Source organism: Vibrio amylolyticus (genome assembly GCF_023145695.1).
In the GTDB taxonomy this organism is placed as follows: Bacteria; Pseudomonadota; Gammaproteobacteria; order Enterobacterales; family Vibrionaceae; genus Vibrio; species Vibrio amylolyticus.
This window is the reverse complement of the sequence record NZ_JAJHVV010000004.1, coordinates 104,206-125,467: the sequence shown is the minus strand read 5'-3', so window position 1 is coordinate 125,467 and position 21,262 is coordinate 104,206. Positions and strand designations below refer to the sequence as shown.

The following is a 21,262-nucleotide window of genomic DNA, read 5'->3' as shown; positions in this document are numbered from 1 at the left end:
TAGACTATGTCTCGTGTTGCTAAAGCACCTGTCGCTATTCCAGCTGGCGTAGAGGTGAAATTAAATGGCCAAGAGATCACTGTAAAAGGTGGTAAGGGTGAGCTAACTCGCGTTCTAAACAACGCTGTAGTTATTGCACAGGAAGAAAACAACCTAACTTTCGGTCCGAAAGAAGGTGTTAGTAACGCATGGGCACAAGCAGGTACTGCTCGCGCTCTAGTTAATAACATGGTTGTTGGTGTTACTGTAGGCTTCACTAAGAAGCTGACTCTTAAAGGTGTAGGTTACCGTGCTGCTATGAAAGGCAACGCTGTAGGCCTAACCCTTGGCTTCTCCCATCCAGTAGAGCACGCTCTTCCGGAAGGTATTAAGGCTGAATGCCCTAGCCAAACTGAGATCATTATTACTGGTTGCGATAAGCAATTAGTAGGTCAAGTTGCTGCGGACATTCGTTCTTATCGTGAGCCTGAGCCTTATAAAGGCAAAGGTGTTCGTTACGCCGATGAAATCGTGCGTACTAAAGAAGCTAAGAAGAAGTAAGGTAACACTATGGATAAGAAAGCATCTCGCATCCGTCGTGCTACACGCGCACGTCGTAAGATTGCAGAACTGGGTGCAACTCGCCTAGTAATACACCGTACTCCTCGTCACGTGTATGCTCAGGTTATCGCGTCTAATGGATCTGAAGTTATTGCTGCAGCATCTACAGTAGAAAAAGCGGTCCGTGAGCAAATTAAGAATACTGGTAACATCGATGCAGCAAAAGCAGTAGGTAAAATTATTGCAGAGCGCGCTATTGAAAAAGGCGTAGCTTCAGTTGCATTTGATCGTTCTGGTTTCCAATACCACGGTCGAGTAGCGGCGCTAGCAGATTCTGCTCGCGAAGCTGGTCTGAAATTCTAAGGTAGGGTTGGAAGATGGCTAAAGAACAACAACAAGCTAGTGATTTGCAAGAAAAGCTAATCGCTGTTAACCGTGTATCTAAGACGGTTAAAGGCGGTCGAATCATGAGCTTCACTGCACTAACAGTAGTTGGTGACGGTAATGGTCGCATTGGTTTCGGTTACGGCAAAGCACGTGAAGTACCAGCTGCGATTCAAAAAGCAATGGAAAAAGCGCGTCGTAACATGGTTACTATCGCACTTAACGAAGGCACTCTTCACCACGCGGTGAAAGGTCGTCACTCGGGCTCTAAAGTTTACATGCAACCTGCAGCAGAAGGTACTGGTGTTATCGCCGGTGGTGCTATGCGTGCAGTGCTTGAAGTTGCTGGTGTACACAACGTACTTGCGAAAGCGTACGGTTCTACAAACCCAATCAACGTTGTTCGCGCAACTGTTGCTGGTCTAGTAGATGTTAAGTCGCCAGAAATGGTTGCTGCTAAGCGTGGTCTAACTGTTGAAAGTATTTCGGAGTAGAACACAATGGCAACTATTAAAGTAACTCAAACTAAAAGCTCAATTGGTCGCCTACCTAAGCACAAAGCGTGCTTAAAGGGTTTAGGCCTTCGTCGCATCAACCATACAGTAGAACTTGAAGATACTCCGTGTACACGCGGTATGATCAACAAGGTTTACTACATGGTTAAGATTGAGGAGTAATCAGAATGCGTTTGAATACTCTATCACCGGCTGCTGGCTCTAAACCTTCTAAGAAGCGTGTAGGTCGTGGTATCGGTTCTGGCCTTGGTAAAACAGGTGGCCGCGGTCACAAAGGTCAAAAGTCACGTTCTGGCGGCTCTGTTCGTCCAGGTTTTGAAGGCGGTCAAATGCCTTTGAAACAACGTCTACCAAAATTCGGTTTCACTTCTCGTAAGAGCCTAGTGTCTGCTGAAGTTCGTCTAGCTGAGCTAGCGAAAGTAACAGGTGACGTTGTTGATCTTAACAGCCTTAAAGCTGCTAACATCATCACTAAGAACATCGAATTTGCAAAAATCGTTCTTTCTGGTGAAATTGGTAAAGCGGTAACTGTTAAAGGTCTACGCGTGACTAAAGGCGCTAAAGCTGCAATCGAAGCTGCAGGCGGTAAAATCGAGGAATAATCTCGAGGAACGAGGTACAGATGGCTAAGAAACCAGGACAAGATTTTCGTAGTGCTCAGAGCGGCTTAAGTGAACTAAAGTCGCGCTTATTATTCGTAATTGGTGCACTTTTAGTATTCCGAGCCGGCTCTTTTGTGCCGATTCCTGGTATTGACGCAGCTGTACTTGCCGATTTGTTCGATCAGCAAAAAGGTACCATCGTAGAAATGTTTAACATGTTCTCCGGTGGTGCTCTTGAGCGTGCATCTATATTAGCATTGGGCATCATGCCGTATATTTCGGCATCTATTGTTGTCCAATTGCTAACTGTAGTTCATCCAGCGTTAGCCGAACTCAAGAAAGAGGGTGAAGCAGGCCGTCGTAAGATAAGCCAATATACGCGTTATGGCACGCTTGTACTTGCAACATTCCAAGGCATAGGTATTGCAACTGGCCTACCAAACATGGTCGACAATCTGGTTGTTATCAACCAAACCATGTTTACGCTAATTGCTACCGTAAGTTTAGTAACCGGCACCATGTTCTTAATGTGGTTAGGTGAACAAATTACAGAGCGTGGAATTGGTAACGGCATCTCGTTACTTATATTTGCAGGTATTGTTGCTGGGTTGCCTTCGGCAATCGGACAAACAATTGAGCAAGCGCGTCAAGGTGAATTGCACGTACTTCTTCTATTGTTGATTGCGGTATTATCTTTTGCTGTTATTTACTTCGTCGTTTTCATGGAGCGTGGTCAACGTCGTATCGTCGTTAACTATGCGAAGCGTCAACAAGGTCGTAAAGTTTTTGCAGCACAAAGTTCTCACTTGCCACTTAAAATTAATATGGCAGGTGTAATACCAGCGATTTTTGCATCAAGCATCATTTTGTTCCCAGGAACATTAGCACAATGGTTTGGTCAAAATGGCGAAAGCAGCACATTCGGTTGGTTAACTGATGTGTCTTTGGCTCTAAGCCCAGGTCAGCCTTTGTACGTAATGCTTTATGCAGCAGCAATCATTTTCTTCTGTTTCTTTTACACGGCATTGGTTTTCAATCCGCGTGAAACGGCAGATAATTTGAAGAAGTCTGGTGCATTCGTACCCGGTATCCGCCCAGGTGAGCAGACAGCAAAATACATTGATAAAGTTATGACTAGACTTACCCTTGCGGGTGCTCTATATATTACCTTTATCTGTCTGATTCCTGAGTTCATGATGGTCGCGTGGAACGTACGTTTCTACTTTGGCGGCACTTCACTACTAATCGTAGTGGTAGTTATCATGGATTTCATGGCACAGGTACAGACTCATCTGATGTCACAACAGTATGATTCTGTGTTGAAGAAAGCAAATCTGAAGGGCTACGGTCGTTAATACGACTCTAGACTGAAGATTTCATTTACGGAGTTTAGCAATGAAAGTTCGTGCTTCCGTTAAAAAAATCTGCCGTAACTGTAAAGTTATCAAGCGTAACGGTGTCGTTCGCGTGATTTGCAGTGAGCCAAAGCATAAACAACGCCAAGGCTAATTAGCAGAAATTTTTACTTGTAAAATTAGGTAGCGTCGAGTATATTCCTCGGCCTACCTTTTGCGTGCAAAAGAAGTAGTATGCCGCAGCGTATCCTCACGGGCTCTGCTGCGGATAATTCTTTATCAAAGTACTAGGAGTGAATAGTGGCCCGTATAGCTGGCATTAACATTCCTGATCAAAAACACGCTGTAATTGCTTTAACAGCAATTTTCGGCATCGGCAAAACCCGCTCTCAAGCTATTCTAGCTGAAGCAGGTATCGCTGAAGATGTTAAGATCAGTGAACTAACTGAAGAACAGATCGATCAACTGCGTGATGGTGTAGCTAAATACACTGTAGAAGGTGATCTACGTCGTGAAGTATCGATGAACATCAAGCGTCTTATGGACCTTGGTTGTTACCGCGGTCTTCGTCATCGTCGCAGTCTACCACTACGTGGACAGCGTACTAAAACCAACGCTCGCACCCGTAAGGGTCCGCGCAAGCCGATCAAGAAATAGTCGGATAAGGTAGAGTACAATGGCAAAACAACCAACTCGCGCGCGTAAGCGCGTACGCAAACAAGTAGCTGATGGCGTAGCGCACATCCATGCTTCTTTTAATAATACAATCGTAACTATCACAGATCGCCAAGGCAATGCTCTTGCTTGGGCTACTGCTGGTGGTTCTGGTTTCCGTGGTTCTCGTAAATCTACTCCGTTCGCTGCACAGGTTGCTGCTGAACGTTGTGCTGAAATGGCTAAAGAATACGGTCTTAAGAACTTGGAAGTTATGGTTAAGGGTCCAGGTCCAGGTCGTGAATCTACTGTTCGCGCACTGAACGCTGCTGGTTACCGCATCACAAACATTGTTGATGCTACACCAATCCCTCATAACGGTTGTCGTCCACCTAAGAAACGTCGCGTTTAAGTTTCGTTTTTAGGAATATTGGAGAAGAATCATGGCAAGATATTTGGGCCCTAAGCTTAAGCTTAGCCGTCGCGAAGGCACAGACTTATTCCTTAAGTCTGGTGTACGTGCGATCGATACCAAGTGTAAAATTGATAACGCACCAGGTGTACACGGCGCTCGTCGCGGTCGTCTATCTGAGTATGGCGTTCAGCTTCGTGAGAAGCAAAAAGTTCGTCGTATCTACGGCGTTCTAGAAAAACAATTCCGTAACTACTACAAAGAAGCTGCTCGCCTTAAAGGCAACACAGGTGCAAACCTACTTCAGCTTCTTGAAGGTCGTCTTGACAACGTAGTATACCGCATGGGCTTTGGTGCAACTCGCGCTGAATCTCGTCAACTAGTTAGCCACAAAGCTATCCTAGTTAACGGTAACGTTGTAAACGTTCCTTCGTTCAAAGTTTCGGCGAACGACGTTGTTTCAATTCGCGAGAAAGCTAAAAAGCAAGCTCGTGTAACTGCTGCTCTAGAAGTTGCTGGACAACGTGAGAAACCAACTTGGATTGAAGTAGATGCTGGCAAAATGGAAGGTACATTCAAGCGTATGCCTGAGCGTTCTGACCTATCAGCTGACATCAACGAACAACTGATCGTCGAGCTTTACTCTAAGTAAGGTTTAATATAAAGAGAGGACACAATGCAGGGTTCTGTAACAGAATTTCTTAAGCCACGTCTTGTTGACATCGAACAGATCAACACGACACACGCAAAAGTAACTCTTGAGCCGTTAGAGCGTGGTTTCGGTCACACTCTAGGTAATGCTCTTCGCCGCATTCTTCTATCTTCTATGCCAGGTTGTGCTGTAACAGAAGTTGAGATTGAAGGCGTATTACACGAATACAGCACCAAAGAAGGTGTACAAGAAGATATCCTTGAGATTCTTCTTAACCTGAAAGGTTTAGCTGTTCGCGTTGCCGAAGGCAAAGATGAAGTGTTTATTACACTGAACAAATCAGGCTCAGGCCCTGTGGTTGCAGGTGACATCACCCATGATGGTGATGTAGAGGTCGTAAACCCTGAACACGTTATTTGTCACCTAACGGATGACAACGCTGAGATCGCTATGCGCATCAAAGTTGAACGTGGTCGTGGTTATGTTCCAGCTTCCGCTCGCATTCATACTGAAGAAGATGAGCGTCCAATCGGTCGTTTACTTGTTGACGCAACATACAGCCCAGTAGACAAAATTGCCTACTCTGTTGATGCGGCACGTGTAGAACAACGTACTGACTTAGACAAGCTTGTTATCGATATGGAAACGAACGGTACTCTAGAACCTGAGGAAGCAATCCGTCGTGCAGCTACTATTTTAGCTGAACAACTGGATGCATTCGTAGATCTTCGTGATGTACGTGTTCCTGAGGAGAAGGAAGAGAAGCCAGAATTCGATCCTATCCTACTTCGTCCTGTAGACGATCTTGAACTAACAGTTCGCTCTGCTAACTGTTTGAAAGCAGAAGCGATTCACTACATCGGTGATCTTGTACAGCGTACTGAGGTTGAGCTACTTAAAACGCCTAACCTTGGTAAAAAATCTCTTACAGAGATTAAAGACGTACTTGCATCACGTGGTCTTTCTCTGGGCATGCGCCTAGAAAATTGGCCGCCAGCGTCTATCGCTGAAGATTAATCGATATTAGTTAGAAGGATTAGGTCATGCGCCATCGTAAGAGTGGTCGTCAACTCAACCGCAACAGCTCACATCGTAAAGCGATGTTTAGCAATATGGCATGCTCTCTAGTTAGTCATGAAGTTATCAAGACTACTTTGCCAAAAGCAAAAGAGCTTCGCCGCGTCGTTGAGCCTTTGATTACGCTAGCTAAAACGGATAGCGTTGCTAACCGTCGTTTAGCATTTGCACGTACTCGTGATAACGAAGTAGTTGCAAAACTGTTCAACGAACTAGGTCCACGTTTTGCTAGCCGCCAAGGCGGTTACACACGTATCCTAAAAGCTGGTTTCCGTACTGGTGATAAAGCTCCAATGGCTTACATTGAGCTTGTAGATCGCCCAGTAGCAGAAGAAGCAGCTGAGTAATAGTTCGAATGAACTTAAAAAGCCGAGCGTAAGCTCGGCTTTTTTGTATCTGCTTTATATGGTCTGGACTTTCGTTTCTATTCATTACAGGCAGGCACTAAAAAAGGGTTAGCCAACGGCTAACCCTTTTGTATTTTTTGACCGTAGCTAGATTTTCAACAATATAGCTACGATAGAAACTATATAGCTTAAAGAATCGCTAGAAGTTCTACTTCAAATACTAGTGCAGCAAATGGTGGGATTGCAGCGCCAGCGCCACGCTCACCGTATGCTAGGTCTTGTGGAATGTAGAGTTTCCACTTAGAACCTACAGACATTAGTTGAAGAGCTTCAACCCAGCCTTTGATTACGCCAGTTACAGGGAACTCAGCTGGTTCGCCACGAGATACAGAGCTGTCGAATACAGTACCGTCAGTTAGCTCACCGTGGTAGTGAACACGAACTTGCTTATCAGAAGTTGGTACTTCACCAGTACCTTCAGTAAGCACTTCGTATTGTAGACCAGACTCTAAAACTGTTACTTCAGAACGTAGAGCGTTGTCAGCTAGGAATACTTCACTATCAGCAGATGCTGCTTTTGCTGCTTCTGCACGTGCACTTTCTGCGCGAGTGTGTAGCTCTTGAAGAGCTTTGTTGATCTCATCAACTTCAATAGCTGGCATGTCACCAGTCAGAGCTGTTGCAATACCAGCAGCGATAGCGTCAACGTTCAGACCTTCAAGGCCGCTTCCAGCTAGTTGTTGACCCATTTGTAGACCAATACCGTAGCTTGCTTTTTGCTCAACAGTTTCGAATTTTACTTCAGACATGAATGTCACTCTTAGTTAAAGAAAATTTAAGGCGTACAGGATACCAGTTAACGAATCAGGTTTAAACGGCTGAGCGGATTACCAACCGCTAAGCAATAACAATGTGAGCTTTATCTTACATCGATACAATATTTAACAGATTTTACTGCGCGATGACGTCGAATCTACAAATAATATATACTCAAACGCTGCTGCTTTTTATACTATGAGTAATGCGTTTAGGAGACGGATATTAATGAATCGCCGTAAAAAGAAGCCACAGAAAGTAGACTACCTTGAATTGGTTACGACTCAATTAAAGAAAATCGACTGGCAATCATATCGACAAAAAGCTCTCTCTTTATGGAATCAGCTTCCTTTGCTGCATCAACGTGCTTTGATGGTGCTTACCCCAGTGGTCGCAATTTTGTTAATTCTTCCTACTTCAAAGAAGGAAGAGGTTGTCTCTACGACGCCGAATCAACGTGTCGAAATTGCAATTAACACCACGGCGCTGAGTGAACAGTCTAAGCAACAAACAGCCTCACCAAAGTCAGATATTTGGAGTGAGTACACGGTGAAGACCGGTGATACCTTGTCTCAGGTTTTTCGTACTAACGGTTTACCCATGTCCGACCTTAATGCATTAGTGAAAGTTGAGGGCAATGATAAACCATTAAGTCACATTAAACAGGGGCAGCTCGTTCGCTACAAACTGGCTGATGATGGAAGACTTGATATCCTACAGCTTGAGAAGAGCAAAGATTCTGTGATGTTTTTTAGGCTTTCTGACGGTGGGTTTGGGCGTAGTAAGTAACGTACAAAAGCCTATCTAGATGTTATTTCCTAATCCATTTCCTTAATGGCAATAAAGGGATAACAATCAAGCTAATTCCGATCAGCGTTAACAAGCTCGGGATCTCGCTAAACCACCATATTCCAAAAAACGTGACGAATACTAGCCCTGAATATTCTGCCATTGCGATTTGGTAGGCATGTGTTTTTTTGTACGCCATAACCGCCAATCCATTATAAGCAAGAATCAGCAACGCACTAACCGCCACCCATCCAACCTGATGTAACGCTACTGGTTGCCAGTAAACCCATGCTAAAAGTGCCGACAACGGCAGAGAAAATAGTGTCGTCCACATTAATGTACTTACGACTGGTTGCTCCTTTGGTATGGTCCTGACCAGAATGTTGAATAAAGCCAATGTTAAAGCCGTACCTAAAGCGAAAAGAGCGGCCCAATGAAACTCTGATGGTCTCAGTACAATCAGTACTCCTATAAAGCCGACGATTGTTGTAATTACCTTTGTTCTATTAGGCTTTTCGTTAAGTAGCCAAAATGAGAGAGGTAGCATCAATAATGGCGCCGCATAAAATATGGCGTTTGCTGTTGCTAATGGTAAGTGAGTAATTGCTACTATCATGCAGCTGCTGCCAACTAACACGAGTTTAGAGCGAAAAAGGGTGATGCGGGGGTTGGTAATCGCTCGTTTTGAAGGTTCAAGTCGCAACCAAAAGGGAATGATGACTAAGAGCGTTATCAATTGCCTCAAGAAGATATATTGAAAAGGAGAGACTCCTCCGTCAAGGAGCTTAACCGCGACATCTGATAGTGAAGCGGCTAGATTACCTAATACGAGTAGAAGAAGCCCAAATGAGGTAGCAGAGAGCTTAGGCACGTTGCTTTTCGAGTCTCATGTCGATATGAGGAATATCATCTTCTAGATACATCTCTGAAATTTTTACAAAACCATGAGTGTTATAAAAATTGGCCAGATGTTCTTGTGCGCCAATGGTAATAGATTGGTTTGGCCATAAGGAGTGACACTCCTTTAGAGCGGTTTCAACCAAGGTATTTCCTACCCCTTGTCTTCTTACTTTATCTGAGGTTGCTATACGGCCGATGCTGACATCTTCGTAACTGATTCCTGCAGGAAGAAGACGAGCACAAGCGACTAAGCTCTCTCCGTCATAACCCAAAAGATGATGAACTTCAGGCTGATGGTCCTTATCATCAAGCTCAGGGTAAGGGCAGTTTTGCTCAACAACGAACACATCGACACGTAATTTGAGTAATTGATAAAGTTGATGGGCGGTTAACTTATCGAAAGGCAAGCTTTGCCAAGTAATTTGATTCATTGAGAGTGCAATCCTTAAAACAGCGAATGGTCACTATGCAATATTTGATTTGGACCAGCATTAACAATTGTTAATTAATCTGCTCGATTTTTAATTCGACTAAGACTTATTGCAGTAATTCCTAAGTAGGCAGCAATTTGATAATCATTTAGACGTGAATGCAATTCAGGGTAATGTTGGCAAAACAACTCATACCGCTCTTGAGGGGTAAACAGCAACATGAAGCGTTCTTTGTTCTCTTTATACATCAACTGGGCTTCGAGTAACTTTAGATAAATAGAGTGCTTTTCTGAGCGCCATTGATGCAAGGTACTTAAAGGTAAGTAGACCAGTGTTGTTTCGGTTAATGTTTCCAACAGATAAGGAGAGGGCTGATCTTTAATGAGACTTTCAAAGCCGATCATCCAGTCGAGCTCCCAATAGAACTCTTTACTGTACTCTTTGCCCTTTTCAGTTAAGTAGCTCGCATGACATATTCCATCCAACACAAAGTAGATTCCATCTGCATGGGCTCCTTGATTGACTAAAATATGTCGAGTGGGTAGCTCCATGAGGGAGCTAGAATCCTTTATTGCTGCTACTTCTGATGGAGAAAACCCATTGTCAGTTAGATACTCTACGAAACGCTCAGTCATATTCTCTCCATAAAAAAGCCGTAGCGGAAGGCTACGGCTTGATACTTTATCTAACTGTTAACTATTTTTGTAGATCAATCTTATAAACGGCAAATCCAACCTCATCAGTTGCGACTTGCTCCATTGGGTACTGACCTTTTTCTTGGATAAATTTCGCTGCTTTGTCACTTGGAGACGTTTCAAAACGGATATCGAGTGCTTTATCTGAGTCAATTGGCGCGAAAGACCAGTTGTTGTCGGCACTTGGCGTCACTTCACCTTTCTCTTGGCTTACACGAGAGATGTAGTTTGCTACAACGGTGCGGTTCTCATCTGGTGCTTCAAACGCAATATAATCCGCGCCGGTACCTGGGAACTTATTGCTGAAGGCTCTGTAGTTATTGGTTGCGATAATGAACGTTTGATTCATGTTAATTGGCTTACCTTGATAAGTCAGATCAACAACACGCTGAGAGCCAGCATTGATAACTTTACAGTTACCGTCGTATTTTGGTGCCATGGTGACATCGATCTTGTACTCAACACCATCCATTACATCGAAGTTGTAAGTACGGAAGTCATCCCAATCGATAAGTGATTGAGGGGCTGTTGTGGTTGCGTCAATGTGTTTAAACTGACCCGCTGAACACTCTAACCACTCTTTAACTTCACGACCTGTTACTTTGAGTGCGACAAGTGTATTCGGGTAAAGGTATAAATCGGCGGCGTTACGGAATGTTAGCTGACCAGATTCAACTTCAGTAAAGTTAGCTGGATCATTTTTACGACCGCCTGCTTTAAATGGTGCTGCTGCTGAAAGCACTGGAAGGCCATCAAGATCAGGATCACCTTGAATAAACTTCTCAACATAATCTTTTTGAGCAAGGTTAACGATCTGAACGGTAGGATCATCTTGCACAAGTGCTAAGAAGCTGTACATCACGTCATTTGCTTTACCAATCGGTTGGTTTACAAAGTCACGCGTTCCTTTGTGCGCGTCTTTTAGCGCTTCAACAATTCCTTCATCAGCTTTAGCCAGTGATTTCTTGTTGTTCTTATCATAGATAGGACGAGCTTCTGACTGGCCTTTAACGACACTCCAGTTACCATCTTGTTGCTTAAGCACTAAGTCCATCACACCAACGTGGCTGCCCCAGCGCCCCGGCATAACGGCTGTTACACCATTTATCGTGCCTTTTTCATTGTCGATGCCTTGAATGTTATCAAAGCCACGACCTGGGAATACTGAGTGAGAGTGACCAAAGGCAATCGCATCAATCCCGTCTACTTCAGACAAGTAATACGTAGAATTTTCTGCGCCTAACTTATGAGGGTCAGTTGAGACGCCTGAGTGCGGAATCGCAACAATAACATCAGCGCCTGCTTTCTTCATTTCTGGAACCAGCTTTTCTGCCATTTTCTTAATATCTTTGGCGAAAACCTTGCCTTCTAGGTTGTTCTTATCCCAAACCATGATTTGTGGTGGTACGAAACCGATGTAACCCACTTTGATTTCATGAGCGTTGCCATCGACATCTTTAAAGCTGTGGCTTTTAATCAGGTAAGGCTTAAAGTAAAAGTCACCTGTTTTCTCATCAAATACGTTAGCGCTCACGTAAGGGAAATCCGCCCCTTCAAGCGTTGTTGCTAAGAATTCTAGGCCGTAATTAAATTCATGGTTACCGATATTGCCGACATCATAATTAAGTTGATTCATTGCTTGATAGACAGGGTGAACTTCTCCTGATTCTATTCCCTTTGCAGCCATGTAATCCCCCATAGGGCTGCCTTGAATCAAGTCACCATTATCGACCAAAACACTGTTTATCACTTCTTGCTGCGCCTGCTTCACTAATGTCGCGGTACGAGCAAGACCTATCTTTTGTGATGGAACATCTTTGTAGTAATCGTAATCCATCACGTTAGTGTGAATATCAGTTGTTTCGATGATACGTAGCTTAATGGTATCGGCCATTACTGGGCCTGCCATCATTAACATGCCACCAAGGACTGCCATCGAAATAGGTTTCACTGCCATTTTCATTTTGTTCTCCATTACGGGGGATAAAGAATAATCTTGATAAATGTAACAAATTACAATGCAACAACATGTCTACCGTTGGTAAAACTGTGACTTTGAGTGGTGTTGGGTTAAATAACTGCCAACAAGATCTCATAAATGTAAACACAATGTTCCTCCCAAATTGGAGAGGAAAATCAGAATATTATGTCGCTTAGCTATTTTAGTTATAAAAAATGAAATTTTAGAATTTCAAGTAATATAAAGAGGTGGTCATAATGCAATCATTACATGCGTAGATGCCACTATGGTGACAAATTTAAAGCGGTTATAGGTATTGAACAAATAACCACGTAAAGCTTAGTCATGAATAGAGGTTTGCTCCACCTCGTAGTGCTGCACTGTAGCGATGGTGAATGCCTCTTTAAACGAGAGATTAGTTCTTTTTTCAGCCACAGTGTATCTGCCAATTCAATACAATCCTGACCATAGATTTAGGGACAAAATTAAGCTTAAAGGCTTACAAGGAAATAGATATGGATCAACAACGCTTAACCCACTTGAAGCAACTAGAAGCTGAGAGTATTCATATTATTCGAGAAGTTGCTGCTGAGTTTGATAACCCAGTAATGATGTACTCGATTGGTAAAGACTCCTCAGTCATGCTTCATCTTGCTCGTAAGGCTTTTTATCCAGGAAAAATTCCTTTTCCATTGTTGCACGTTGATACGGATTGGAAGTTTCGCGAAATGATCGAGTTTCGAGATAAAATTGCTGAAAAGTATGGGTTTGATCTTCTCGTTCATAAGAACCCAGAAGGGTTGGCGATGGGGTGCAGCCCATTCAAACATGGCTCTTCTAAGCATACCGATATCATGAAAACTCAAGGGCTAAAACAAGCGCTCAATAAGTATGGTTTTGATGCTGCCTTTGGTGGTGCGCGTCGTGATGAAGAGAAATCTCGAGCAAAAGAGCGAGTTTACTCATTCAGAGATAAGAACCACACTTGGGACCCTAAGAATCAACGTCCAGAGTTATGGAAAACCTACAATGGTCAGGTCAACAAAGGCGAGAGCATTCGTGTGTTCCCACTATCAAACTGGACCGAGCTGGATATCTGGCAGTACATCTATCTAGAGAATATTGACATTGTTCCACTTTATCTTGCTGATAAGCGACCAGTCGTTGAGCGTGATGGCATGCTGATCATGGCAGATGATGATCGATTGGAACTGCAAGAAGGTGAGGTGATTGAAGAAAAATATGTACGTTTCCGTACGTTAGGCTGCTACCCACTGACTGGCGCTGTTGAATCAGAAGCAAATACGCTGCCGGGCATTATCGAAGAGATGTTAGTAGCTACTTCAAGTGAGCGTCAAGGACGAGCGATCGACCACGATCAGTCGGGATCGATGGAACTGAAAAAGCGTCAAGGTTATTTCTAAGGATCTAAGGACAGAACATGAACAATGTAATTGAAGCTCAGGTTGCTGAGCTTGGTATTGAAGGTTACCTAAACCAACACCAACATAAATCACTGCTTAGATTCCTCACTTGTGGCTCAGTCGATGATGGAAAGAGCACGCTAATTGGTCGCTTACTTCATGATACTCATCAGATTTATGAAGATCAGCTTGCTGCCGTTCACAATGATAGCCAACGTGTAGGTACAACGGGTGAGAAACCCGATTTAGCACTACTGGTTGATGGTCTACAAGCTGAACGTGAGCAAGGTATTACCATTGATGTCGCATATCGCTACTTTTCGACTCAGAAACGCAAATTTATTATTGCAGATACCCCTGGGCATGAGCAGTACACCCGTAACATGGCGACAGGCGCTTCAACTTGTGATGTTGCGATCATTTTGATTGATGCACGTAAAGGGGTATTGGATCAAACACGTCGTCACTCGTTTATCTCTAACCTGATTGGCATTAAGCATTTTATTGTAGCGGTTAATAAAATGGATCTTGTGGACTACTCACAAGAGACGTTTGAAACCATTCGTGATGAATACCTTGCGTTTGCTGAAAACTTGCAAGGCGAAACTGACATTCAGATTCTGCCTCTATCTGCATTAGAAGGTGAGAATGTAGCCTCTTCGAGTAAAGAGATGAACTGGTTCAAAGGGCCGACACTACTTGAGCTATTAGAGACCGTTGATATTGATAAGTCGAAACTGGATGGTGAGTTCCGTTTCCCTGTTCAGTATGTTAATCGCCCGAACTTAGATTTCCGTGGTTTTGCTGGCACGATTGCATCTGGCACCGTTAAAGTTGGCGACAAAATCAAAGTTCTTCCTTCAGGAAAAGAGTCGTCAGTTGCACGTATTGTTACGTTTGATGGTGATTTAGACGAGGCACAAGCTGGTCTTGCCGTGACTTTAACACTGGAAGATGAGATCGATATCAGCCGTGGTGATTTGATCGTGCTTGATGACGCTCAGGTGGAATCGACCAACCACTTAGCTGCGGATGTTGTTTGGATGACCGAACAGCCACTACAACCTGGACGTGAATACGACATTAAGATTGCGGGTAAAAAAACCGTTGGTCGTGTCGAAGCGATTCGCTACCAATACGATATTAATAACCTGTCGACGCATTCTGCAGCCGAGCTGCCATTAAACGGCATTGGATCATGTGAGTGGACACTAACGGAATCTGTCGCTGTCGATAGCTATCAGCACTGTACAGATACCGGTGGTTTTATCATCATTGATCGCCTAACTAACGTAACCGTTGGTGCCGGTTTAGTGCGAGAGAGTTTGACTCAGGTTGAGCAGCAAGTTGGCAATATTTCAGCGTTTGAAGTTGAACTAAACGCATTGGTTCGTAAGCATTTCCCTCACTGGGGTGCCAAGGACCTAAGTCAGCTGTTGAAGTAATCAAGTAGCTAATGAAGTCGCCTTGTGACGGAGGTGACTTATATTTATGTGACAGTAGGAAGTGAGTAGTCACTATCCTATCTAAGGATGATTTATGTGGGAACAAGGATTGGTTATGGCGATGCTATTAGGCATCATCACATGCTTGTTAGTCACGCGAATAAAGCCGAGCGTCATCTTTGCTGGTGCAGCATTCTTAGCTTTCATGGCTGGGACAATCGAGCTTCAATCGATCGCAACGAACTTCACTAATTCTTCCTTATTGACTCTGGTATTGTTGATATTAGCATCGTGTGCTTTAGAGAAAACACGACTTATTAGCTGGGTGAGTCAGAATATCTCAGAGGGGAAGCTTGGGACCGTGGTTGCAAAACTGGGTGTCTCTACAGCGTTGCTCTCATCATTTACCAACAATACTGCCGTGGTGGTGTCATTAATCGGTGCGATTAAGCGTAACCAGAAACATGCACCATCGAAGCTGCTAATCCCACTCTCTTATGCTGCTATTCTAGGGGGAACGCTCACCCTGATAGGCACTTCTACCAACCTTATCATCAATAGTTTTGTTGAAGATGTCGGCTTACCGAGCCTAACCTTTTTCACGCCAACGCTTATCGGTTTAGCGGTTCTTTTTGGTGGTGTGCTTATCTTGATACCATTAAGTTACTTACTGCCTAACTACGACGATCATGCTCAAGATGAATTGCCGTATTTTTTAGAAGCGATTGTTGAACCGGGTTCTCCGTTGGTGGACAAGAGCATCAGTGAGAATAACCTTAGAGCATTGAGAAAATTGTTTTTGGCCGAGGTGATTCGCGATGGCGATAGCATGCCCTCTGTAGAGCCTGATTTTGTTCTTCAAGCCAAAGATCGTCTGTTATTTTGTGGTGATATAGAAAGTGTTGCGACACTGCAAGAGATACAAGGATTAACGCTATTTGGACAACATCACCTCAATGGACAAGGGTTCGTTGAAGCGGTGGTGAGTTCATCGGCCAGTTTCTGTAATAAAACATTGAAATCTAGCCACTTTCGAGACCGATTTGACGCTGTAGTAGTTGCGATTAGGCGCGGTCATGAACGACTAGAAGGTGGGCTTGGTAATATTGTTTTAACCGCAGGTGATACGCTTGTTCTAGTACCCGGTAAGCGTTTTGAATCAGAGCGTCGTGCCCATCGCCGTGAGTTTGTTTTGATTAACGACTTAGACTCAAGCGCAAAGCTCGATGCCAATAAATCCAGCATTGTGTTGGCTGGTTTTGCTATGGTCATTGGTCTAGCACTTCTTGATTTGGTTCCTATTATCAAGGGGTTGCTAGTCTACTTACTCGTTATGCTGGCACTGGGCACCATCAAAATCAATGAACTTCGACGCCGCTTTCCAATCGACATTGTGGTGATTGTCGGCTCTGCCCTCTCTATTGCTCAGTTGATGCTCTCTTCGGGTCTCTCGATTAGAATGGGAGAGATGTTCATGGAAGCCTTTAATGGCTGGGGTGTGTTTGGTGCGTTGGTGGCAGTCTACTTAATGACTCTCATTTTAACTGAGCTTGTGACTAACAACGCGGCCGCCGCGTTGGCTTTTCCTATTGGCTACAGTATGGCGCTTGGTTATAACGTTGATCCCATGCCGTTTATTATGGCCGTCCTTTTTGGTGCCAGTGCGAGTTTTATCTCGCCTTATGGCTATCAAACAAACCTACTGGTCTATAGCGTAGGAAATTATAAGCTGAGTGACTATATGAGAATTGGGATACCGATTTCTATTGTCTATTCCGTATTGGTGTTAAGCCTAATCCCTGTGTTTTTCCCATTTTGATTTTAAAGCTTTGATTTATTGAGTGTTAACTTTGAAAGAGTGCTCGGTTTAAAAAAGCGTTTAGTTTAAGGAAGTAAATTATGGCCACTTTAACGCCAGAAAAAGATGAAAACATTGTGTGGCATCAGCATGTGATTGATAAAGAGTACCGTGCAAAGATAAAACAACAGAGACCGTCAGTGCTTTGGTTTACCGGCCTTTCTGGTTCTGGAAAATCTACAGTGGCTGGGGCACTAGAGAATAAGTTGGCAGAGCTTGGCTACCACACTTACTTGCTTGATGGTGATAATGTTCGTCATGGTTTGTGTAGTGATCTTGGCTTCTCTGAACAAGATCGCCGAGAGAATATCCGTCGAATTGGTGAGCTATCTAAACTGATGGCTGACGCAGGTTTGATAGTGCTTTCTGCTTTTATTTCACCGCACCGCTCTGAGCGTCAATTAGTTCGTGAAATGCTGCCAAATGGCGAGTTTTTAGAGGTATTCGTCAATGCACCTTTGGATGTGTGTGAGAAGCGTGACCCAAAAGGATTGTATAAAAAAGCAAGGGCAGGTGAGATCAGCAACTTTACGGGCATCAGCTCGGCTTATGAAGCGCCTCTTAACCCTGAAATTGATTTGTTAACGGGTGAATACTCTATTGAACAGTTAGTTGAACAATGCCTTGTACAGCTTCGAGCGCAAGGCATTATACAAGCCGATTAAGCCAACGGTTTGTTTTGTTAAACGGTGTGATGGATTGAGCTTTTGACCTCAGTGTGCACCGTGAATTTCTGGCTCAGTAGGGCGACAACCTGATCGTAATACTGGGCATTTGGCTTGTTACCAAGTAGCTTGCACAGCTCGTTTCCTGTAGGGCTAAAGCGATAGTAGAGTAACCTGACTCCTTTCGTTTGAGGCTGTAGCGAGTGGCTTTTACCTTGATAAGTGAGAGGTAAAGGCGGATCCATCTCAATCTCTCCTGACTCAAGCTCAGTGCCGTGCAGTAGACCAAGCTCGATGAGTACTAGCAAGCTAGAGTAGGGAAGTTGAAAATTACCGGTGTTAACTGCTGTCGTTGTATCTCGCTTACCGAAACTAAAAATGCCATTGCGTGCTTTTAGTCCAACCAATAATTTTCTACTGCTATCTGTTCCAAAACTGCACGCAAGCGATGCTGCTTTTTGTAGTACCTGTGCTTCTTTCGGGCTCATGTCTTGAAGAACCTTAAGCGCTTTCATTGAAGTAGAGCCTGGGTTGGTGATTTCTCGTTTTAATACCTGTGCCCAAAGCCTCTGCATCGAAGGATTATGTATCTCCTGCGCCATATCAAAATAGCGATATAACCAATCACTGTCAGGTTTTCCTGCGGTTTCATCTCGGCAAGCACCGTGAGTCGCTTTGAGGATCTGCTCTAAATTTTTTTGTCGCTGCTCATGGCGTTTACGCTCTCGCTGCATAGCCCTATCAAGCGGTGTTTTTTCCACGGGATCATCTTGAAGCAGCGCATCTAGGCCATAGGTTTGAGCAATATTAAGCACACAGCTAGCACTGTCTTTAATGTAACTGGATTTTTTATCTTGCTGCTTTTTTGTGTTACCGGTGGATTCATGTTCGATAACGGTGGGTTTGTTATCATTTGCCATAGATGTCCCTCAACTCACAGAGCTTGTTTACAACTAATTAAAATGTAACGCGTTATGACGAGGACTTCTAGATAAAGACTAAACGAGATATAAAAAATGAGACTATTAAAAATGATAACAATTTGTTAAAGTTGTTACTATTGATTGAGAGGGCTTATGAAGTATATCAAAGAGAATAAAATTAAAAAGCACCTATCAATCGTCCTACTCTTACTGCTATACATGGCAATATTAGCGTATCTATCTAGCTTTATATCTTAGAGTAGAAGATTGACAGGTTATCTTGAGGATTAGAGATTACATATCATCATATTCGGTAATCGCAGTTCCCTCTAGGAAATAGGCAGTTTCAGCCAGTTCATGGCTGATAGTTTCTGTCTTTAACGTTCCTGTTACATATATTACATCCCACAGCTGTTGTACTGGCGCGCCTTCTGGAAACTTCACGTAGATGATTTGGTTTGGCGGTGGTGGTGGAACGTGAATACAAGCACCAAAGTAAGGGACGAGGAGAAATTCAGTGACCTTATTGGCATCGCCTTCAAGTGGAATAACAAATCCCGGAATCTTTACCGTGCTGTTATTAAGTTCAGGGCGAACGCTTCCTACCATTGACTGGGCCATTTGATTGCCTGAGTGATCCAGTTCTGGCATGCCTGCCGCATCAAATTGATTGCGTTCATTCTCAGGGACTAAGTCAATCCAGTTAATGGTCATTACATCTGCTGTAGCATCAGACGCAGTCGCTAGATTCGGCAGCAATGTCACGATTGATAACATTGCAGATAAAAGAAACTTGTTCATAGTGATTCCTAGATTCTTATTGTCATACCATCACTAAGAGATTGTCGATAGGCTCTTAGCGCTGGAATAAAGCCGATAATGATGCCGGCAAGTTGTACAAATCCTAGTAAAGTCCATTCGTAAGCGGTAATTGCACTCATTGCAATTGTAATTCCATATTGCTGCTGGATGATGGGTTGTCCCACAGCGAGGGCAAAGTATAGCCCAGTGATTCCGACAAGAATACCGATAAATGTAAGGGCACTCGCCTCGCTAATGAGCAGAGCAAAGACATGTTTTGGCCTGGCTCCCATAGCTCTAAGAATCGCCATTTCACGCCTCCTCTCTTGAAGGCTCGTTAATAGACTACTCAGCATACCAAGTAATCCAGCAATCACGACGAAGATAGACACGGCCATTAAGGCTTGCTCAGCAACCGACATCATCCCCCAAAGTTCATGCAAGGCAACGCCTGGCATAATCGCGCTCAGTGGCTCATGTGGGTAGGTGTTGATTTGGCGCTGCAAAGCAAAGGTTTGAATTTTGGATTTTAAGCCAACCATCATTGCTGTAATTTGCTGAGGCTTAAAATCTAGAGCATTAAGTTGCTCAGCGGTTGGTGCATTGCCTAAGTTTGCCCCTGATTCCCAGCCGACATGAATCGCTTCTATTGCTTCAAGTGAGACATGGACGGTTTTATCTACGGGGGTTCCGGTTGGTGCAAGAATACCCACAACGGTAAAAGGCAGATTGTCGTGTCGACTAAAGCCTACATCACTGATACCGTGAGCAATGATGATTTCGCTGCCTATCTCGTAGCCTAAAGATCTGGCGACATCAGAGCCGATAACCGTCTCAAATAAACCGCTAAATGGGTTACCAGTGCTAAAAGTAAGTGGTTGCTTACTTCCGTATTTGTAATGTTCAAAGTAGCTACCATTGGTGCCCATGACGCGAAACCCTCGATGGGAGTCACCAAGTGAAATTGGAATAGCCCAGTCTACAGCTCGATGCTGACTAAACTCTTCATAGCTTTTCCAATCAATGTTGTTGGTTGCATTACCGATTCTAAATACGGAATAAAGTAGCAGGTTTACCTGTCCTGAACGGCCACCAATAATAAGGTCGGTACCAGAAATAGTATTGGCAAAGCTGTCTTTGGCTTGAGTACGAATTCGTTCAACCCCCATTAATAGAATGACCGAAATTGCTACGGTCAAAATGGTGAGAATAGCGGTTGTTTTTCGGTTACGAACACTTTTCCATGCAAGGCTGGTTATTGCTCTCATTGGTGAGTCCCCGCTTCGTTGATTTGTTTTAAGTCTACAGAGCGATCAAATAGAGCTTCGAGCGTTGGGTCATGGCTAACAAAAACCAGAGTAGAGCTTGCAAGGTTTGCTTGCTCCATAAGTAACTCAATGAAAGCACTTCGGTTTTCATGATCGAGAGCGGAAGTGGGCTCATCAGCGATGATTAACTTGGGTGCTCCTATTAGCGCTCTCGCAGCTGCGACTCGCTGTTGCTGACCAATACTCAGTTCAATGACAGGTTTATCAAGTAGGTCTTTAGGCAGATGCAATCGAGCCAGTAGATCTCTTGCTTCTTGTTCTGGTGATTGCTTGAGCTGTTTTTTTCTTTGAGACGAGAACTGGCAAGGCAGTATGACATTTTCAATCACACTGAGATAAGGCAATAGATTAAACTGTTGAAAAATATAGCCAATGTTATCCGCTCGGAACTTATCTCGCAGGCTTGGTGTTAGCGTACTGATATCTGTTCCTAATACTTCCACTTGACCGTCTTGTACCTGGTTAATTCCGGTTAATAGCCCTAGAAGTGTTGATTTACCACACCCACTTGGACCTTTGATAAAGACGTGCTCTTGTTGATGAATAGAAAGCTCGGGAATGTCGAGGATCGCTTGGCTAGCATTGGGCCAAGTAAAGCGTAGGTTCGTTAAGTTGACGACCACGTTATTGGTGTCAGACAGGGTATTGTCCATCTCAAGTTCCAATTAGTTAGATTTGCTAGGGTAAGG

The 21,262-nt window shown here is 43.8% G+C and carries 26 protein-coding genes; 17 read left to right on the top strand and 9 right to left on the bottom strand.

The genetic code is table 11. From position 1 onward, the window contains the following. Positions 1-6 precede the first annotated feature (6 nt). The 12 genes from rplF (at position 7) to rplQ (ending at position 6,538) form a co-directional block, all read left to right on the top strand. Complete coding sequence (gene rplF / locus KP803_RS07525; RefSeq protein WP_248008223.1) at positions 7-540, top strand: 50S ribosomal protein L6; 534 nt, start codon at positions 7-9, stop codon at positions 538-540. Between the two features lie 9 nt (positions 541-549). Continuing rightward, on the top strand, positions 550-903 hold the full coding sequence (rplR, locus tag KP803_RS07520; RefSeq protein ID WP_248008222.1) for a 50S ribosomal protein L18: 354 nt from the start codon (positions 550-552) through the stop codon (positions 901-903). Between the two features lie 14 nt (positions 904-917). Further along, complete coding sequence (rpsE, locus tag KP803_RS07515; protein ID WP_017036067.1) at positions 918-1,418, top strand: 30S ribosomal protein S5; 501 nt, start codon at positions 918-920, stop codon at positions 1,416-1,418. Positions 1,419-1,424: 6 nt separating this feature from the next. Further along, positions 1,425-1,601 carry a 50S ribosomal protein L30 gene (rpmD, locus tag KP803_RS07510; RefSeq protein ID WP_017036066.1) on the top strand — a complete coding sequence of 59 codons (177 nt, stop codon included), beginning with the start codon at positions 1,425-1,427 and terminating at the stop codon, positions 1,599-1,601. A 5-nt stretch (positions 1,602-1,606) separates the two neighbouring features. Next, complete coding sequence (gene rplO, locus KP803_RS07505) at positions 1,607-2,041, top strand: 50S ribosomal protein L15 (protein WP_017036065.1); 435 nt, start codon at positions 1,607-1,609, stop codon at positions 2,039-2,041. Between the two features lie 20 nt (positions 2,042-2,061). Beyond that, positions 2,062-3,396: a preprotein translocase subunit SecY gene (secY, locus tag KP803_RS07500; protein ID WP_248008221.1), complete on the top strand. Its 1,335-nt coding sequence runs from the start codon at positions 2,062-2,064 to the stop codon at positions 3,394-3,396. Between the two features lie 40 nt (positions 3,397-3,436). Further along, entirely contained in the window at positions 3,437-3,550 is a 114-nt protein-coding gene (gene rpmJ / locus KP803_RS07495) for a 50S ribosomal protein L36 (RefSeq protein WP_000868186.1), read from the top strand. A 146-nt stretch (positions 3,551-3,696) separates the two neighbouring features. Beyond that, a complete protein-coding gene (gene rpsM, locus KP803_RS07490) occupies positions 3,697-4,053 on the top strand; it encodes a 30S ribosomal protein S13 (protein WP_102406585.1) in 357 nt (118 codons plus the stop codon). Positions 4,054-4,072: 19 nt separating this feature from the next. Further along, a complete protein-coding gene (gene rpsK / locus KP803_RS07485) occupies positions 4,073-4,462 on the top strand; it encodes a 30S ribosomal protein S11 (protein WP_005597095.1) in 390 nt (129 codons plus the stop codon). Positions 4,463-4,493: 31 nt separating this feature from the next. After that, positions 4,494-5,114: a 30S ribosomal protein S4 gene (gene rpsD, locus KP803_RS07480; protein ID WP_248008220.1), complete on the top strand. Its 621-nt coding sequence runs from the start codon at positions 4,494-4,496 to the stop codon at positions 5,112-5,114. 24 nt (positions 5,115-5,138) lie between these two features. After that, complete coding sequence (locus KP803_RS07475; protein WP_102406581.1) at positions 5,139-6,131, top strand: DNA-directed RNA polymerase subunit alpha; 993 nt, start codon at positions 5,139-5,141, stop codon at positions 6,129-6,131. A gap of 26 nt (positions 6,132-6,157) precedes the next feature. Further along, a complete protein-coding gene (gene rplQ / locus KP803_RS07470) occupies positions 6,158-6,538 on the top strand; it encodes a 50S ribosomal protein L17 (protein WP_248008219.1) in 381 nt (126 codons plus the stop codon). A gap of 188 nt (positions 6,539-6,726) precedes the next feature. On the opposite strand, the gene bamJ is transcribed toward rplQ, so the two are convergent. Continuing rightward, positions 6,727-7,347, bottom strand: coding sequence for a BamJ family beta-barrel-assembly machinery protein (bamJ, locus tag KP803_RS07465; protein ID WP_248008218.1), 621 nt, complete (start codon positions 7,345-7,347; stop codon positions 6,727-6,729). Positions 7,348-7,582: 235 nt separating this feature from the next. Between bamJ and KP803_RS07460 the strand changes: the two genes are divergently transcribed. Beyond that, positions 7,583-8,143, top strand: a complete 561-nt coding sequence (locus KP803_RS07460; protein ID WP_248008217.1) for an OapA family protein — start codon at positions 7,583-7,585, stop codon at positions 8,141-8,143. A 22-nt stretch (positions 8,144-8,165) separates the two neighbouring features. Here KP803_RS07460 and KP803_RS07455 read toward each other — a convergent pair whose 3' ends face one another. From KP803_RS07455 to cpdB, 4 genes are all read right to left on the bottom strand, one after another. Further along, on the bottom strand, positions 8,166-9,014 hold the full coding sequence (locus KP803_RS07455; RefSeq protein WP_248008216.1) for a DMT family transporter: 849 nt from the start codon (positions 9,012-9,014) through the stop codon (positions 8,166-8,168). Continuing rightward, complete coding sequence (locus KP803_RS07450; RefSeq protein WP_248008215.1) at positions 9,007-9,474, bottom strand: GNAT family N-acetyltransferase; 468 nt, start codon at positions 9,472-9,474, stop codon at positions 9,007-9,009. The genes KP803_RS07455 and KP803_RS07450 overlap by 8 nt, the downstream gene beginning before the upstream one ends. Positions 9,475-9,548: 74 nt before the next feature. Beyond that, positions 9,549-10,109, bottom strand: coding sequence for a Crp/Fnr family transcriptional regulator (locus tag KP803_RS07445; protein ID WP_248008214.1), 561 nt, complete (start codon positions 10,107-10,109; stop codon positions 9,549-9,551). Between the two features lie 61 nt (positions 10,110-10,170). Next, positions 10,171-12,132, bottom strand: coding sequence for a 2',3'-cyclic-nucleotide 2'-phosphodiesterase (cpdB, locus tag KP803_RS07440; protein ID WP_248008213.1), 1,962 nt, complete (start codon positions 12,130-12,132; stop codon positions 10,171-10,173). A gap of 512 nt (positions 12,133-12,644) precedes the next feature. Between cpdB and cysD the strand changes: the two genes are divergently transcribed. The 4 genes from cysD to cysC all read left to right on the top strand — a co-directional run bounded on the left by cysD (position 12,645) and on the right by cysC (position 17,521). After that, positions 12,645-13,553 carry a sulfate adenylyltransferase subunit CysD gene (gene cysD / locus KP803_RS07435; protein ID WP_248008212.1) on the top strand — a complete coding sequence of 303 codons (909 nt, stop codon included), beginning with the start codon at positions 12,645-12,647 and terminating at the stop codon, positions 13,551-13,553. A 17-nt stretch (positions 13,554-13,570) separates the two neighbouring features. Further along, positions 13,571-14,998, top strand: coding sequence for a sulfate adenylyltransferase subunit CysN (gene cysN / locus KP803_RS07430; protein WP_248008211.1), 1,428 nt, complete (start codon positions 13,571-13,573; stop codon positions 14,996-14,998). A 94-nt stretch (positions 14,999-15,092) separates the two neighbouring features. Next, positions 15,093-16,817, top strand: a complete 1,725-nt coding sequence (locus KP803_RS07425; protein ID WP_248008210.1) for an SLC13 family permease — start codon at positions 15,093-15,095, stop codon at positions 16,815-16,817. A gap of 80 nt (positions 16,818-16,897) precedes the next feature. Next, a complete protein-coding gene (gene cysC / locus KP803_RS07420) occupies positions 16,898-17,521 on the top strand; it encodes an adenylyl-sulfate kinase (RefSeq protein WP_248008209.1) in 624 nt (207 codons plus the stop codon). A 17-nt stretch (positions 17,522-17,538) separates the two neighbouring features. On the opposite strand, the gene KP803_RS07415 is transcribed toward cysC, so the two are convergent. The 4 genes from KP803_RS07415 to KP803_RS07400 all read right to left on the bottom strand — a co-directional run bounded on the left by KP803_RS07415 (position 17,539) and on the right by KP803_RS07400 (position 21,226). Beyond that, the gene (locus KP803_RS07415; RefSeq protein ID WP_248008208.1) at positions 17,539-18,441 is read right to left on the bottom strand and encodes a TIGR03899 family protein; all 903 of its coding nucleotides are present in this window, start codon (positions 18,439-18,441) and stop codon (positions 17,539-17,541) included. Positions 18,442-18,738: 297 nt separating this feature from the next. Then, positions 18,739-19,245 (bottom strand): DUF3299 domain-containing protein, encoded by a 507-nt coding sequence (locus tag KP803_RS07410; RefSeq protein ID WP_248008207.1) that lies wholly within the window; start codon positions 19,243-19,245, stop codon positions 18,739-18,741. Between the two features lie 8 nt (positions 19,246-19,253). After that, positions 19,254-20,513: an ABC transporter permease gene (locus tag KP803_RS07405; protein ID WP_248008206.1), complete on the bottom strand. Its 1,260-nt coding sequence runs from the start codon at positions 20,511-20,513 to the stop codon at positions 19,254-19,256. Then, the gene (locus KP803_RS07400) at positions 20,510-21,226 is read right to left on the bottom strand and encodes an ABC transporter ATP-binding protein (protein WP_248008205.1); all 717 of its coding nucleotides are present in this window, start codon (positions 21,224-21,226) and stop codon (positions 20,510-20,512) included. Before KP803_RS07400 ends, KP803_RS07405 begins: the two co-directional genes overlap by 4 nt. Positions 21,227-21,262: the final 36 nt, after the last annotated feature.

Bases quoted from the DNA above. Each gene is read 5' to 3' on its own strand.
- rplF (WP_248008223.1), top strand. From the start codon at position 7: ATGTCTCGTGTTGCTAAAGCACCTGTCGCTATTCCAGCTGGCGTAGAG.
- rplR (WP_248008222.1), top strand. From the start codon at position 550: ATGGATAAGAAAGCATCTCGCATCCGTCGTGCTACACGCGCACGTCGT.
- rpsE (WP_017036067.1), top strand. From the start codon at position 918: ATGGCTAAAGAACAACAACAAGCTAGTGATTTGCAAGAAAAGCTAATC.
- rpmD (WP_017036066.1), top strand. From the start codon at position 1,425: ATGGCAACTATTAAAGTAACTCAAACTAAAAGCTCAATTGGTCGCCTA.
- rplO (WP_017036065.1), top strand. From the start codon at position 1,607: ATGCGTTTGAATACTCTATCACCGGCTGCTGGCTCTAAACCTTCTAAG.
- secY (WP_248008221.1), top strand. From the start codon at position 2,062: ATGGCTAAGAAACCAGGACAAGATTTTCGTAGTGCTCAGAGCGGCTTA.
- rpmJ (WP_000868186.1), top strand. From the start codon at position 3,437: ATGAAAGTTCGTGCTTCCGTTAAAAAAATCTGCCGTAACTGTAAAGTT.
- rpsK (WP_005597095.1), top strand. From the start codon at position 4,073: ATGGCAAAACAACCAACTCGCGCGCGTAAGCGCGTACGCAAACAAGTA.
- rpsD (WP_248008220.1), top strand. From the start codon at position 4,494: ATGGCAAGATATTTGGGCCCTAAGCTTAAGCTTAGCCGTCGCGAAGGC.
- KP803_RS07475 (WP_102406581.1), top strand. From the start codon at position 5,139: ATGCAGGGTTCTGTAACAGAATTTCTTAAGCCACGTCTTGTTGACATC.
- rplQ (WP_248008219.1), top strand. From the start codon at position 6,158: ATGCGCCATCGTAAGAGTGGTCGTCAACTCAACCGCAACAGCTCACAT.
- bamJ (WP_248008218.1), bottom strand. From the start codon at position 7,347: ATGTCTGAAGTAAAATTCGAAACTGTTGAGCAAAAAGCAAGCTACGGT.
- KP803_RS07460 (WP_248008217.1), top strand. From the start codon at position 7,583: ATGAATCGCCGTAAAAAGAAGCCACAGAAAGTAGACTACCTTGAATTG.
- KP803_RS07450 (WP_248008215.1), bottom strand. From the start codon at position 9,474: ATGAATCAAATTACTTGGCAAAGCTTGCCTTTCGATAAGTTAACCGCC.
- KP803_RS07445 (WP_248008214.1), bottom strand. From the start codon at position 10,109: ATGACTGAGCGTTTCGTAGAGTATCTAACTGACAATGGGTTTTCTCCA.
- cpdB (WP_248008213.1), bottom strand. From the start codon at position 12,132: ATGAAAATGGCAGTGAAACCTATTTCGATGGCAGTCCTTGGTGGCATG.
- cysD (WP_248008212.1), top strand. From the start codon at position 12,645: ATGGATCAACAACGCTTAACCCACTTGAAGCAACTAGAAGCTGAGAGT.
- cysN (WP_248008211.1), top strand. From the start codon at position 13,571: ATGAACAATGTAATTGAAGCTCAGGTTGCTGAGCTTGGTATTGAAGGT.
- KP803_RS07425 (WP_248008210.1), top strand. From the start codon at position 15,093: ATGTGGGAACAAGGATTGGTTATGGCGATGCTATTAGGCATCATCACA.
- cysC (WP_248008209.1), top strand. From the start codon at position 16,898: ATGGCCACTTTAACGCCAGAAAAAGATGAAAACATTGTGTGGCATCAG.
- KP803_RS07415 (WP_248008208.1), bottom strand. From the start codon at position 18,441: ATGGCAAATGATAACAAACCCACCGTTATCGAACATGAATCCACCGGT.
- KP803_RS07410 (WP_248008207.1), bottom strand. From the start codon at position 19,245: ATGAACAAGTTTCTTTTATCTGCAATGTTATCAATCGTGACATTGCTG.
- KP803_RS07405 (WP_248008206.1), bottom strand. From the start codon at position 20,513: ATGAGAGCAATAACCAGCCTTGCATGGAAAAGTGTTCGTAACCGAAAA.
- KP803_RS07400 (WP_248008205.1), bottom strand. From the start codon at position 21,226: ATGGACAATACCCTGTCTGACACCAATAACGTGGTCGTCAACTTAACG.